11 protein-coding genes and 3 tRNA genes are annotated in these 12,711 nt (G+C 63.1%); 7 read left to right on the forward strand and 7 right to left on the reverse strand.

The window, feature by feature from the left end:
• Nucleotides 1–31: 31 nt before the first annotated feature.
• The gene (locus ACN9MB_RS12670; protein ID WP_204636295.1) at nucleotides 32–355 is read left to right on the forward strand and encodes a c-type cytochrome; all 324 of its coding nucleotides are present in this window, start codon (nucleotides 32–34) and stop codon (nucleotides 353–355) included.
• Nucleotides 356–372: 17 nt separating this feature from the next.
• Complete coding sequence (locus ACN9MB_RS12675; RefSeq protein WP_426269101.1) at nucleotides 373–726, forward strand: c-type cytochrome; 354 nt, start codon at nucleotides 373–375, stop codon at nucleotides 724–726.
• Nucleotides 727–798: 72 nt separating this feature from the next.
• On the opposite strand, the gene ACN9MB_RS12680 is transcribed toward ACN9MB_RS12675, so the two are convergent.
• The gene (locus ACN9MB_RS12680) at nucleotides 799–1,407 is read right to left on the reverse strand and encodes an NfuA family Fe-S biogenesis protein (protein WP_426269102.1); all 609 of its coding nucleotides are present in this window, start codon (nucleotides 1,405–1,407) and stop codon (nucleotides 799–801) included.
• 138 nt (nucleotides 1,408–1,545) lie between these two features.
• Here ACN9MB_RS12680 and ACN9MB_RS12685 point away from each other — a divergent pair, with 138 nt between their 5' ends.
• Together ACN9MB_RS12685 and ACN9MB_RS12690 are read left to right on the forward strand one after the other, a co-directional pair.
• Nucleotides 1,546–1,887, forward strand: a complete 342-nt coding sequence (locus tag ACN9MB_RS12685) for a 4a-hydroxytetrahydrobiopterin dehydratase (protein WP_046971166.1) — start codon at nucleotides 1,546–1,548, stop codon at nucleotides 1,885–1,887.
• Nucleotides 1,884–3,419, forward strand: coding sequence for a CPBP family glutamic-type intramembrane protease (locus ACN9MB_RS12690; protein WP_426269103.1), 1,536 nt, complete (start codon nucleotides 1,884–1,886; stop codon nucleotides 3,417–3,419). Before ACN9MB_RS12685 ends, ACN9MB_RS12690 begins: the two co-directional genes overlap by 4 nt.
• On the opposite strand, the gene ACN9MB_RS12695 is transcribed toward ACN9MB_RS12690, so the two are convergent.
• Entirely contained in the window at nucleotides 3,348–4,295 is a 948-nt protein-coding gene (locus tag ACN9MB_RS12695) for an RluA family pseudouridine synthase (RefSeq protein WP_239535802.1), read from the reverse strand. The two genes, ACN9MB_RS12690 and ACN9MB_RS12695, sit on opposite strands and share 72 nt — an antisense overlap.
• Nucleotides 4,296–4,729: 434 nt before the next feature.
• Between ACN9MB_RS12695 and ACN9MB_RS12700 the strand changes: the two genes are divergently transcribed.
• On the forward strand, nucleotides 4,730–7,906 hold the full coding sequence (locus tag ACN9MB_RS12700) for an Rne/Rng family ribonuclease (RefSeq protein ID WP_426269104.1): 3,177 nt from the start codon (nucleotides 4,730–4,732) through the stop codon (nucleotides 7,904–7,906).
• 72 nt (nucleotides 7,907–7,978) lie between these two features.
• Here the strand turns inward: ACN9MB_RS12700 and ACN9MB_RS12705 are convergent, their stop codons facing one another.
• Both ACN9MB_RS12705 and ACN9MB_RS12710 read right to left on the reverse strand, forming a co-directional pair.
• Nucleotides 7,979–8,647 (reverse strand): response regulator, encoded by a 669-nt coding sequence (locus ACN9MB_RS12705; RefSeq protein ID WP_204636288.1) that lies wholly within the window; start codon nucleotides 8,645–8,647, stop codon nucleotides 7,979–7,981.
• A gap of 152 nt (nucleotides 8,648–8,799) precedes the next feature.
• The gene (locus ACN9MB_RS12710; protein ID WP_426269105.1) at nucleotides 8,800–9,045 is read right to left on the reverse strand and encodes a hypothetical protein; all 246 of its coding nucleotides are present in this window, start codon (nucleotides 9,043–9,045) and stop codon (nucleotides 8,800–8,802) included.
• A 275-nt stretch (nucleotides 9,046–9,320) separates the two neighbouring features.
• On the opposite strand from ACN9MB_RS12710, the gene ACN9MB_RS12715 reads away from it, so the two are divergent.
• A complete protein-coding gene (locus ACN9MB_RS12715) occupies nucleotides 9,321–10,763 on the forward strand; it encodes a hypothetical protein (protein WP_426269106.1) in 1,443 nt (480 codons plus the stop codon).
• A gap of 552 nt (nucleotides 10,764–11,315) precedes the next feature.
• On the opposite strand, the gene ACN9MB_RS12720 is transcribed toward ACN9MB_RS12715, so the two are convergent.
• From ACN9MB_RS12720 to ACN9MB_RS12730, 3 genes are all read right to left on the reverse strand, one after another.
• Nucleotides 11,316–11,402: transfer RNA gene (locus tag ACN9MB_RS12720), tRNA-Leu, on the reverse strand.
• A gap of 101 nt (nucleotides 11,403–11,503) precedes the next feature.
• Nucleotides 11,504–11,577 (reverse strand) — tRNA-Cys (locus tag ACN9MB_RS12725).
• Nucleotides 11,578–11,659: 82 nt separating this feature from the next.
• Nucleotides 11,660–11,735: transfer RNA gene (locus ACN9MB_RS12730), tRNA-Gly, on the reverse strand.
• Nucleotides 11,736–11,985: 250 nt separating this feature from the next.
• Here ACN9MB_RS12730 and ACN9MB_RS12735 point away from each other — a divergent pair.
• On the forward strand, nucleotides 11,986–12,687 hold the full coding sequence (locus ACN9MB_RS12735; RefSeq protein WP_204636286.1) for a pirin family protein: 702 nt from the start codon (nucleotides 11,986–11,988) through the stop codon (nucleotides 12,685–12,687).
• Nucleotides 12,688–12,711: the final 24 nt, after the last annotated feature.

Genomic DNA, 12,711 nt, shown 5'->3' on the forward strand with positions numbered 1-12,711 from the left:
TGTACCAGCCGGAATCGTGGGGACGATGCTGATGACTCGACTGCAACTGCTTGGCCTGACCGTGGCCGCAGCTTTTTTCGCCACCGCCAGCGTGCATGCCGAGGGTGACAAGGCTGCCGGACGCAAGCTGATCTATACGTGCAATGGCTGCCATGGTGTACCCGGTTACGCCAATGCGTACCCGAACTATCCGGTGCCGCGCATCGCCGGCCAGAACGAGCAATACATCGTCACTGCGCTGCACGAATACAAAGCCGGCGATCGCAAGCATCCGACCATGATGGCCCAGGCGCAGAGTCTGTCCGACCAGGACATTCAGGACATTGCCGCCTACCTGTCCAGCCTCGCCAAGTAAGCCAAGGACCCGAACGCATGCATCGTGCACTCACCCTGCTTTCCTTCGGCGCCATCCTGGCGTTCGCTTCCACCCAGCTGCTGGCCGCCGGCAACATCGAGAACGGCAAGCAGAAGGCCGCCGCGTGCTTCGCCTGCCACGGCGCCGACGGCAACTCGATCGATCCGCAGTACCCGCGCCTGGCAGGCCAGTACAACATGTACATGCAGCAGGCCCTCAACGAGTACAAGACCGGCCAGCGCGACAACGCCATCATGAAGGGCTTCGTGGCGCAGCTGTCCGACCAGGACATCCAGGACGTCGCCGCCTACTTCTCCAGCCTGCCGAGCAAGCTCGATACGCTGAAGGGTCATATCCAGGGCGACAAGTAAGCCGCATCGCCTGAAAACAGAAAGGCCCGCATCATGCGGGCCTTTTCTTTTGGACGTCCAGACGGCCAGTGATCAACCGAGCGCCGACTGCCCTTCCTTCTTGCTGTAGTACGGATTGCTGCCGCCACTGTGATCGGTGGCATCGCGCACCTCGGTGATTTCCGGCACGCGTTCGCGCAGGGTCTTTTCTATACCCTGCTTGAGCGTCACATCGACCATGCCGCAGCCATGGCAACCGCCGCCGAACTGCAGGATCACCACGCCGTTCGCGTTCACTTCCAGCAGGGTCACGCGGCCGCCATGCGAGGCGATCATCGGATTCACTTCGGCTTCGAGCACGTAGCGTACGCGTTCGATCAGGCCGGCTTGTTCGCCCGGAATCTCGCCCTTGATGCGCGGCGCACGGATATTGAGCTGGCCGCCGGTCGCGTTCGGTTCGAAATCGATGCTTGCACCTTCCAGCCAGGGTGCACTGTCACCTTCCACGTTGAAGTCGAAACCATCGCAGACGATGGTCCACTCCTGCCCGGTCAACTCATCGGGCTCGGCAAACTCCAGTTCGCAATTGGCCGCCGGCGTACCCGGCGAGGTCACGCGCAGGCGAATGCTCAGGCCCTCGATGCCCTGCTGGGAAAGCAGGCGCAGGAAGTGCCGTTGCGCGCGTTCTGAAATGTCGATCATGTCTACTCCAGCTGAAACACCGGCGTGGCCGGGAATACAGCACCATTTTAGTCCTATTTTGCGCCGCCTGCCCGGCTTTGACTTTTGCTGGCGTAGCTTCGACGCTTCGCACCTTTCTCTCAGCACGGACGATTCGCCATGAACCTCAGCCAACTCGCCAGCCAGCACTGCACGCCGCGCAAGGGCAAGGAACACGCGCTGGACGCCGCCAAGCTCAAGGAACTGCTCGCCGTACTGCCGGGCTGGAAAGTCACCGACGACGGCAAGGCCATCGTCAAGGATTTCAAGTTCCCCGACTTTCACCACACGCTCGGCTTCATCAATGCGGTTGGCTTCATGGCCAATCAAGAGGACCACCACCCCGATCTGGAAGCCGGCTACGGCCATTGCCAGCTGTTGTGGTCCACCCACGATGTGGGCGGCCTGTCGATGAACGACATCATCTGCGCCGCGCGCGTCGACGTCCTGCTCGAGCGTTGAGCGCACCACGCGCCACCTTTCGCCTGCTGCCCGTAGCGGGTTTCCTCGCGGCGGTGGCGGTGTTGTTGTGGTGCATGGCCGCGCTGTCCGGCTGGATCACGCGCGGCCAGCTGATCCATCAGGCCAGCCAGAATGTCGCGACGCTGCGCGGCGACGGCCCGCTGTGGCAATGGCCGCTGCGCCGCCCCTCCGATCTGGTCGCCAGCCGCGTCTTCGGCGCGGCCGATATGAAGGTGAAGCCGAATGGCCTGCTCATCACCAGCCGCGACGGCACGCCGTTTGAAATCGGCCTGCCCTTGGCGGGTCCGGTCGACCTCATGCACTGGCCGCTGCTTCGCCTCGACCTGCGGAGCAGCCGCGAGGGTGCGCTCGGCCTGAGTTATCAGCCCCTCGAATCGGCGGCGGCCTGTTCCGCCGAGCATGCGGCCGTCGTGTCGACCACCACGGCACAGCTCTCCATCGATGTGCGGAATCTGACCTGGCGCACCGTCGACGGCGCGCCCTGCGAGGCGCCGGAGGTGGTGGCCTATATGTTGCGGCTGCGGCTGGCGATACCGACGGGTGCGACGCTGGCCGTGCATTCGGCAGCGTTGGCATCGCTCGATCCCAGTCTCCTGCCGCCCACCATCGATCGGCAGATCGCCGACATTCGCCTGCTCGGCTCCGAATCGTCGAGTAGCTGGACGCCCCAACCCCAGCAACTGGAACGCTACCGGACGCCCGTGGTTCGCCTGCCGGAGGACGCATCGTCGGAATCCATGCTGCTGTGGCGGGACCGGGTGCGCCACTACTGGCCGGCCGCGATCATCCTCCCGTCCGGGCAAGCGCTGCCCGCCCACGCCAGCAGCCATATGCCGACCTGGCTCGATGCCGGGGTATGCGCGCTCTATCTGGCCTGGCTGATCTGGCTGGCGATCCGGCAACGTCCGGGCGTGGTGCGGCCATGGACGGAAGTCGCAGCGATCGCGTTCGGCCCGCTGTGGCTGATTGCCGGATTGCGCTGGGGACCGGAACCTTCGTTCCCCGGCATTGCCGCCTTTCTGGCGGCGCTGGTCTACGGGGGCCAGAGCGAATGGCGCCGACGGCCGGTCGAATGGGGTTGGTGGGGGCGAAGCTGGTCGGAATGGATCTACCCCCTGGTGCCGCTACCCGTGGCCGCCGCGTTGACCTGGGCCGATGGCCATCAGCTGCTTCACCTGGATGTCCGCCATATCCTGGGCTATCTCGGCTGGGCCCTGCTGCAACAGTGTGCCATGCTCGCCCTGGTAATGGGACGCCTGGAGCGGACCGGGCTGCCCCGGCCCGCCATCCTGCTGGTGACGGCGGGCCTGTTCGGCCTGCTGCACACGCCCAATGGCGCCCTGATGCAGCTGTGCGTGGCGGCCGAGCTGTGGTGGGCCTGGCGTTTCATGCACTCGCCTCGGCTGGTGCCGATTGCCCTAGCCCATGCCGCCAGCGCGTTACTGGTGGAAAGTGGGCTTACCGGCCATCTGTTGCGTTCGCTCGAGGTGAGCGCGCGCTTTTTCCAGTAGACGGCGGATCTTATTGCCCTTCACCGCCAGAACGTCGAGAAAATCCTTCAGATCGTCGGGCATCGGCGCCGAAAAGCTGTAGGAACGACCGTCCAGCTCAAAACTCATGTGCGAAGCGTGCAGGAACAGGCGGTTGAGGCCCAGCTCCTTCATGCCCTTGTTGATCTCCTTGTCGCCGTACTTCGGATCGCCCGCCAGCGGATGACCGATATGCGCGGCATGCACACGAATCTGATGCGTACGGCCCGTACCCAGCGTCGCCTGCATCAGGCGGCCGCCCGGGTACTGCTCCATCTCCTGGAAAAAGGTCAGCGAAGGCTTGCCGTTATCGGACACCCGCACCATCCGCTCGCCGCCCTGCAGTACGGATTTGAGCAGCGGCGCATTCACGCTGAACTTGGCCTTGTTCGGGTGGCCGACCATCAGGCAGAGGTACTGCTTGACCACCGAACCATCGCGGATGGCTGCCTGCAGCCCGGTCAAACCGGCCCGGGTCTTGGCGAACACCAGCACGCCGCTGGTATCGCGATCGAGCCGGTGCACCAGCTCGATATGCTCGTTCGGGCGCGCCGCACGCAGCAATTCGATGGCCCCATGGCTCACCCCGCTGCCGCCATGGCTGGCGATGCCGGTGGCCTTGTCGATGGCCAGGAAGTGCTTGTCTTCGAAGATGATCGAATCAGTGATGGCTGAGACCATGCCCGCCGACGGACCCTTCGTCTCGACCTTTTCGGCCACCCGGACCGGCGGAATGCGCAGCATATCGCCGGCCGCGAGACGCGTATCGGGCTTGGCCCGCTTGCCGTTCACGCGGACCTGTCCGGTACGAAGAATCCGATAAATCATGCTCTTTGGAACCCCCTTGAGCAGCGTCATGAGCGCATTGTCGATGCGCTGACCGTCCCGCTCGGGGCCGATCTCGACTTGACGCACACCGTGAGGTGCGTCGGGGGAAGTTACCGTCTGCATTGAATAAAACCTGCCGAAATAGGATACTCGGGCGGCGTTTGGTCTTGCCCCGCCGAAGTTCGGATGGGGGCGGGACTCCCACCCCGTGACGTCGGCGAGGATAGCGCCGGTCGCCTCTCTGGCAGCCGGTTGCTGCTCCCTTACATCGTAACGGTTTGGGTTGTCGTTGTCCGGTTTCCAAGGGAATCCGGGGCGGCGGGCGCGAGCCTAAGAATCATCCCGGCACCGAGAACGATGCCGTCATTTGCCGCTTAACCGCAGCGGCGCGATCCCCGGCAGGCCGCCGAAGTGACTGGCGCCACCGAGGCACGCGACGCGCGGCAAGCCGAGGAAAAATTACAATGAAACGTATGTTGATCAACGCAACTCAGCGTGAAGAGTTGCGTGTGGCCATCGTCGATGGTCAGAACCTTTACGATCTCGATATCGAAATCCCCTCCCGCGAGCAGAAAAAGGCCAACATCTACAAGGGCCGCATCACCCGCGTGGAGCCGTCCCTGGAAGCCTGCTTCGTCGACTACGGCGCCGAACGCCACGGCTTCCTGCCGCTGAAGGAAGTCGCCCGCGAGTACTTCACGCCGGGCCTGGACCCCAACAAGGCGAACATTCGCGACCTCATCAAGGAAGGTCATGAAGTCGTCGTGCAGGTGGAGAAGGAAGAGCGTGGCAACAAGGGTGCCGCGCTGACCACCTTCATCAGCCTGGCCGGCCGCTACATGGTGCTGATGCCGAACAACCCCAAAGCGGGTGGCGTCTCGCGTCGCATCGAGGGCGAAGACCGCCAGGCGCTGAAGGAAGCGCTGGAGCATCTCAACGTCCCTGACGACGTCGGCCTGATCGTGCGCACCGCCGGCCTGGGCCGCGACGCCGAAGAACTGCAGTGGGACCTGGACTACCTGCTGCAGCTGTGGAAGGCCATTTCCGGCGCCGCCCAGGCGCAGAAGGCCCCATTCCTGATCTACCAGGAATCCAAGCTGTTCATCCGCGCCCTGCGCGACTACCTGCGCAGCGACATCGGCGAGATCCTCATCGACGAGGAATCGCTGTACAACGACGCGCGCGAGTTCATGCAGCAGGTGATGCCCAACGCCCTGCGCAAGCTCAAGATGTACCGCGACGACACCCCGCTGTTCTCGCGCTACCAGATCGAAACGCAGATCCAGAGCGTGTTCGACCGCCAGGTCCGGCTGCCCTCCGGCGGCTCGATCGTGGTCGACCAGACTGAAGCCCTCACCGCCATCGACATCAACTCGTCGAAGGCCACCAAGGGCAGCGACATCGAAGAAACCGCCTTCAACACCAACCTGGAAGCGGCGGTGGAAATCGCCCGCCAGCTGCGCATCCGCGATGCCGGCGGCCTGATCGTGATCGACTTCATCGACATGGACAGCCCCAAGCACCAGCGCGAAGTGGAAGAGCGTCTCAAGGACGCCCTGAAGCTGGACCGCGCCCGTGTGCAGATCGGCCGCATCTCGCGCTTCGGCCTGCTGGAGATGTCGCGCCAGCGCCTGCGTCCGTCGCTCGGCGAAGCCACCCAGATCGTGTGCCCGCGCTGCGAAGGCCATGGCCATATCCGCGGCGTCGAGTCGCTCGCGCTGTCCACGCTGCGCCTGATCGAAGAACACGCGATGAAGGACAACACCGGCCAAGTGCTGGTGCAGGCCCCGCCGACCGTGGCCAACTTCATGCTCAACGAGAAGCGCGCCAGCGTGGTCGAGATCGAGCTGCGCAACAAGGTGCACGTGGTGATCGTGGCCGACGACAAGCTCGAGACGCCGCACATCGAAATCCAGCGCATCCGCGAAGCGGACATGGGCGAGCACAGCAAGCCCAGCTATGAGCGCCTCACCGCGGTCGAAGCCTCCGCCGTGCCCAAGATGGGCCAGGCCCTGGGCAGCAGCGAGCAGCCCGCGGTCAGCGGCATCGTGCCGTCGTCGCCGGCGCCCGTGCGCGAAGAAACCGCCGCCGAACCGGCACCGCAGGCACCGGCGGCTCGCCAGCCCGCTGCCGCCCCGGCACCGGCGGGCGGCGTCATCTCCCGCCTGCTGGGCTGGTTCCGCTCCAGCGCGGCTCCGGCAGCTCCCACTCCGGCGAAAGCCGAGCCGTCCACGTCCAACCGCAACACCAACCGCCGCGACGAGCGCGGTCGTCCGTCCCAGGGCGGCCAGCAGCAGGGCAACCGCCAGCAGCAGCGCCGCGAGCAGCCGCAGCAGGGCCAGAAGGGCCAGCAGCAGGCCAAGGGCAATCGCCAGCAGCAGCAGCGTCAGCCGCAGCAGCCCAAGCAGGAGCGCCAGCCGCAGCCGCCGAAGGACGCTCAGCCGCAGGCTCAGGGCGAACGCAAGCAGCAGCAACCGCGTCAGGAACAACAGCCGCGCCAGCCTCGCCAGGGCCAGCAGCAGAACCCGCAGGCACAGGCCGCCGCCGTGACAGCCGCGCCGCTCGCAGCAAGCCATCCGCAGGCCGAACGCCCCGCGGCCGTCGTTGCGCCCGAAGCGGAGCTGATCAAGAACGTCGTTGCCCCGCTCGAAGCGGCCACCGGCGAAGCCATCGCCACCGATACGGCTCCGGCCGTGGCAGGCGCGGCGGAAGTCGAGGGCGGCCAGTCGCGCCGCCGCCGCGGTCGTCGCGGTGGCCGTCGCCGTCGTCGCCATGAAGACGGTACGCAGGCCGGCGCGCAGAGCCAGGAATTCGCCGACGATCAGCATTTCGATGATCTGGACGACGAAGACCGGACGGAAGCAGCCAAGCCGGCCGCACCGACGCCCGCAGCCCCGCCTGCTCCGATTGCCACCGCCGCGGCGGTCACTGCAGCAGTGACGACCGTGACGCATGCGGTTCGCGCCGAAACGGCTGAAGCCTCCGCCGATGTCGTCGTGAGCAAGCCGAACGATGACGCTGCCGCTGTCGCACCGGTGACGCCGAGCCAGGCTCCCGAGCAGGTGCTCAGCGCCGTGGCGCCGACCTCGTTCAATCTCCCCACCCTGCCGCCGATTCCGCCGATGGAAGACGCTGCGGAGAACGCGATCGGGCACGTGCAGGTTGAAACGCACGCCGCCATCGAAACGTTCAGTGCGCCCGTCGTGCACGAGGAACGCGTGGCCGCGATCGCTCCGGCGATCATCAGCGAAGCCGTGACGGAAACGCCCACTACCGATGTGTCCGCCAGCACGACGCATGCGCCGGAAGTTGCCCCCGTGGCCACCGAGACCGTGCACAACGATGTGGGCACCACCATCGATTTCCGCGCACACCTCGACGTGTCGCCGAAGATCGAGCCGGTCGTCGAACAGCCCGCCGCTGCGGAGCCTGCCGCGACCGCTGTTGCCGAGAACGACGTGGCCGTGAAGGCGGAAGCTCCGGCTGAGCAGGAAGCAACGCTGGTGGCTTCGCCCAGCCAGGGTGACCTGCTGGCGCATGCCGGCCTGTCGCAACAGCAAGCCGTCGAGTCGAACCCGCCGCATGCAGCTGGCGAGGAAGGCACCGACGAAGTGAAGAAGGACGCTTCCTCGCACGGTTGAGGAAGCGCCATCCGCACACAAAAAAAAGCCGGACATCCGTCCGGCTTTTTTTGTGCCCAGCGAAGCGGTGTATCAGGCGCCGACTTGATTGTTGCCCACCTGGTTGTTGTGCGTGTCCAGCAGTCCGTGGATGGTCATCAGATGCGCCAGGCTGATCACATGATCCACCTGCAGCTTTTCCATCAAGCGCTGCTTGTAGGTAGAGACGGTCTTGGGGCTAAGATTGAGCTGTTCGCCGATCATCGTGAGCGCCTTGCCACGCACCAGCATCATGGCTACTTCGAGCTCACGGCTGGACAAGGCGTCGAACGGCGATCCCTCGCCATCCAGCGTGGCCAACGCAAGCTGCTGTGCCACCGCCGGGGCCAGATAACGCCGACCCGAGGCGACCTGACGCACCGCATCGAGCAACTCTTCCGACGTGCAGCCCTTGGTCAGATAGCCAAGCGCACCCGCATCGAGCAAACGCTTGGGGAAGCGCGCGTCGTCAACCACAGTGACAATGATGATGTGCGTGGGGAGCTTGGAGCGCGACACGCGCTCAGTCAGCTCGATACCGCTCATGCCCGGCATATGGACATCCACCAGGGCAATATCTGGCGCCTTGGCGCGGATAAGCCTTAGCCCTTCTTCGGCGGTTCCTGCCTCGCCGCTGATCTGAATATCCGGCTGCTGCTGCAGGATCATCCTGAACCCTGTACGCACCAGCTCGTGATCGTCAATCAAAACAACTTTGATCACCAGTCGCCCTCCTTGGGTGTGTGGGACCGAACATAGGCCGCCCCATGGCCTAATGCAAGTACCTGAAGCAAAATAAGAATATACCGACAGAGACTTCCTACTTAGGCAGCCAGAACTACCTTACGCACAACACCGCCGGAAGCCTGACGAGACTATTCGACACCCGTTGACCAGTTCCTCAGCCCTATCGCATCGAGATCGAAATCTTCGACCGTCACCGTAATCACGTGGCCAGAATCGTCCGACCAGTGCTGTTCGCCGACACGCCGAAGCACACCATGGATGAGCGCGCCCTGCACGATCCCGCCATCGCTCTCGCAGCGGCCCACGACAAAGCCCTCCGGCAGCTCCGCCGCAACGCGCTGCTCGAAGAGTCCAAGAAATCTGCTGTCACTCATGACATCCCCCGAATGCGCCCCATGGGCGACGAGTGTCGAGCGAATGGTGCCCGGAGACGGAATCGAACCGTCATACCCTTGCGGGTGAGGGATTTTAAGTCCGTGATGATTCACAGCTATATGACACTAATTCCAAATCAAGGCGCGAAGATGCGCAAATTGCATCGTTAAATCGCGAAGGATACACGCGGTCTACCTGAATAGCGGACCAGCAGATACCCCTTAAGCTCATACCCATATACGATATCCAGGCGATCTAGGGGAGACGCATACTCATGCTAAGAATGGTCAGGGATCGATCGATCTCGAATGCGACTATCTCGCCGTTTGAGTTTGGCGCTGTGGCCTATTTGGCTGTGCCTGTGGCATTGTTCTTCTTTGCCTACGGCACGCTCAGCGTGCGTCTGCCCCTCGCCACTTTCATCGGCTTCGGGCTGTGGCACTGCTGGCGTCTGGTGGATACCCGCGCGTCCTTTCGCCTCGGACGATTGGACGCCTTCTTCCTCGCGTGCGCGGCCGGCGTAGTCCTACTCAGCGGATCGTTTGGCGCTGGCTTCTTCCCCAATAGCGATTGGGTCAAGCATTTCGCAGTCCTGCGGTTCCTGATCGACAACAGCACTCTAACGGGCACGGCGCCAGGCTATGACGGCGCTTCAATGCGCTATTACCTTGGCTGGTATGTCGTTCCCGCACTACTGACCAAATTCACCAGCCGAGCGGCGTTGTTACCCATTGTTGGGACTTGGACCACCGCGGGGCTATATCTGTTCTTTCGCGTCACAGCGCAGCTGACAGAATCGTCCAGGTGGCGCTATACCCTACCCGCCGTCGTGATGTTATTCAGTGGCGCAGATGCACTGGGGACGTCATTCACCAATTTTTCCAGGGGCCCCCAAGGTCACCTGGAGTGGTGGTCCGGGTGGATACAGTACAGTTCCATGCTCACGGATATCTTCTGGGCGCCCCAGCACGCGCTGAGCGCGTGGCTTGCTATTGCATTGGGCATCCGCCTGAAGGATAGCCGCGCCTCACTCGCTGTCTTTCCCCTAGTCACGGCGTCACTTCTGCTGTGGTCGCCATTCTCGGCTATCGGCATCGTTCCGTTCTACCTTTGGACGCTCGCGCGCTTCGTTCGGCAGGCCAACACCAAGGACATCGCCAATGCCATCATGATGCTGGTCGTCACCATCGTCATTGCACAATATCTGCGCACGGGCGGATCGACGGCAGGCATGGAGTTCATCACTGTCTTTAGCCAGCCGTGCCTTTCGGCAGGACCATGCTATTCGCTACCCAATTACTTTTGGTTTCTCGCGGCAGAGGTAGCTGGTTTTCTTGCCGCCCTGCATCTTGCGACGCGTTGTCGAAATGCCATGCTATGGATTGCGACCGTTCTGCTACCGGTGATGCCATTCGTGAAGTTCGGGGGGGCCAATGACCTGAACCTTCACGCCACGATCCCAGCGTTAACACTTCTGGCCATTCTCTCTTGGCAGGCACTTTACAAAGCGCGGCAGGCGACAACGTTTGCGCTAGCCTGCCTTCTGACGATGGGGGCGGCCACGCCGCTGGCAGAAATCAGGCGATCCTTCGCCATGACATCCGGGCCCCCCGTAGATGCCACCGTCAATGACTTGGTGTCAGCACTTCCTGGACTACGCGGTCAATACCTGGTGGACAAGACGCCGTGGATGGTGCGAAAGCCAGGCGCCCCTTGATCACGTACGCGGTACATGCTGCTGACGACGGCGGTTTGGGCATTGGCCTCCAGATAGGTCCCTCATAGTTGTAAATGCTAATGACCGATGCGCCGGGGCAGCCATAGCCTTGGTGGAGGGTCTTGCAGATGATCAGGGCGCTGCAGGCAGGTACCGCAATGCGGGCAATGACCGCGCCAGCGATCGTGCCACTGGTTGCAATGCTCACCGTCACAGTGAAGTGCTCCCGGCCGCCAACCTTCTGGTAGAAACTCATGGCCGATGTCGACGCTAACGTTCCGACGGCCGTGCTGATGTATAGGTCACCATTGCGTACTCACGAGCACTGTGCCGGGAATCGTTCAGGGCTGGTCAGCTTGACCGGCGCGCCATTACCACCCAGCACATTGAGGTACAGCACCTTGCCGGCACTGTCCGCTGTCTAGTCGAGCGTGGGGAGGTGTGTACTTCAGGGTGGCTGGACACGTGGTCTCAGTGCGAAGGATTGCGGATCATTGCAAAAGTGTCAGACCGCCAAGCGAACTCACAGAAGACGTAAGCCTATGATTGTCATGGTGCCCGGAGACGGAATCGAACCGTCATACCCTTGCGGGTGAGGGATTTTAAGTCCCTTGCGTCTACCAGTTTCGCCATCCGGGCCGATACGGAAGGATGCGCATCCTAGCATGCGTGCGACGGGCGCTCGCAGCGGCGCATGCAAAGAAAAACCCGCCGTGAGGCGGGTTTGATTCGGATCGCAATGGAGGCCTGGGTCGGAATCGAACCGGCGTACACGGCTTTGCAGGCCGCTGCATGACCACTCTGCCACCAGGCCATTGCGCACGGATCGTAACCTGAAAGGGTCACCATCCGCTTGAAAAAACAAAACCCCGGAATGCCGAGGTTTTGCGGAACACTGGAGCGGGAAACGAGACTCGAACTCGCGACCCCGACCTTGGCAAGGTCGTGCTCTACCAACTGAGCTATTCCCGCATCTGAGTAGGAAATCATAGCCAGAAAGAGGCCATTTGTGAAGAGTCTGGGAAGACTTTTTTCGCGGCCCTGCCGATGGGCCTTGGAACCCTCCGTCGCGAACAGCCCACGCGATGTCAGGCAGTCTCATCAGCGAATACGTGTGTTTCAGGCAACAGTCCGTTCGGTTTGCCGCGACTGGTAACTACACGGTTGCGACTTATCTTGTGGGAAGGCGCTCAAGGGCGCTACCCACTATCAGGAGTGCAGCATGATCGACCGTCGACCTTTCGATAGCCTGGGCGGAGCCAACCACGGCTGGCTCGACGCCAAGCATCATTTCTCCTTCGCCAGTTACCACGATCAGTCCCGCATGGGCTGGGGTGCGCTGCGCGTGTGGAACGACGACACCATCGCGCCGCAGACGGGCTTTCCGCCACATCCGCACGCGGACATGGAAATCATCACGTACGTTCGCGAAGGCGCCATCACGCACCAGGACAACCTCGGCAACAAGGGACGCACCGTGGCGGGCGACGTGCAGGTGATGAGCGCGGGCTCGGGCATCACCCATGCGGAGTACAACCTGGAATCGGGCGCGACGCAGATCTTCCAGATCTGGATCATTCCCGACCAGCACGGCAAGGCGCCCTCCTGGGGTACCAAGCCGTTTCCGATCGGCGACCGCACCGGCCGTTTCGTCACGCTCGCCAGCGGCTTCAAGGAAGACACCGATGCCCTGCCCCTGCGCACCGATGCGCGCGTGCTGGGCGCCACGCTGAAGGCCGGCGAGACAGCCGTGTATGACCTCGATGCCAGCCGCTATGCGTATCTGGTGCCCGCCAAGGGCAGCGTCGAAGTCAATGGCGTGAAACTCGACGCGCGCGACGGCGCAGCGATTCGCAACGAGACGAAGCTCACCGTCAAAGCGCTCGACGATGCCGAGCTGGTGTTGGTCGATTCGGCGCCGTAATAAATCGCGCCGTCCGACCAAGGT

The sequence above is a fragment of the Dyella kyungheensis genome (assembly GCF_049913195.1).
In the GTDB taxonomy this organism is placed as follows: domain Bacteria; phylum Pseudomonadota; class Gammaproteobacteria; order Xanthomonadales; family Rhodanobacteraceae; genus Dyella; species Dyella kyungheensis.

What these genes read in the sequence shown, in the direction of transcription:
- ACN9MB_RS12695 (WP_239535802.1), bottom strand. Translation starts at nt 4,295, where the DNA reads ATGACGCTGCTCAAGGGGGTTCCAAAGAGCATGATTTATCGGATTCTT.
- ACN9MB_RS12670 (WP_204636295.1), top strand. Translation starts at nt 32, where the DNA reads ATGACTCGACTGCAACTGCTTGGCCTGACCGTGGCCGCAGCTTTTTTC.
- ACN9MB_RS12685 (WP_046971166.1), top strand. Translation starts at nt 1,546, where the DNA reads ATGAACCTCAGCCAACTCGCCAGCCAGCACTGCACGCCGCGCAAGGGC.
- ACN9MB_RS12715 (WP_426269106.1), top strand. Translation starts at nt 9,321, where the DNA reads ATGCTAAGAATGGTCAGGGATCGATCGATCTCGAATGCGACTATCTCG.
- ACN9MB_RS12735 (WP_204636286.1), top strand. Translation starts at nt 11,986, where the DNA reads ATGATCGACCGTCGACCTTTCGATAGCCTGGGCGGAGCCAACCACGGC.
- ACN9MB_RS12680 (WP_426269102.1), bottom strand. Translation starts at nt 1,407, where the DNA reads ATGATCGACATTTCAGAACGCGCGCAACGGCACTTCCTGCGCCTGCTT.
- ACN9MB_RS12675 (WP_426269101.1), top strand. Translation starts at nt 373, where the DNA reads ATGCATCGTGCACTCACCCTGCTTTCCTTCGGCGCCATCCTGGCGTTC.
- ACN9MB_RS12700 (WP_426269104.1), top strand. Translation starts at nt 4,730, where the DNA reads ATGAAACGTATGTTGATCAACGCAACTCAGCGTGAAGAGTTGCGTGTG.
- ACN9MB_RS12710 (WP_426269105.1), bottom strand. Translation starts at nt 9,045, where the DNA reads ATGAGTGACAGCAGATTTCTTGGACTCTTCGAGCAGCGCGTTGCGGCG.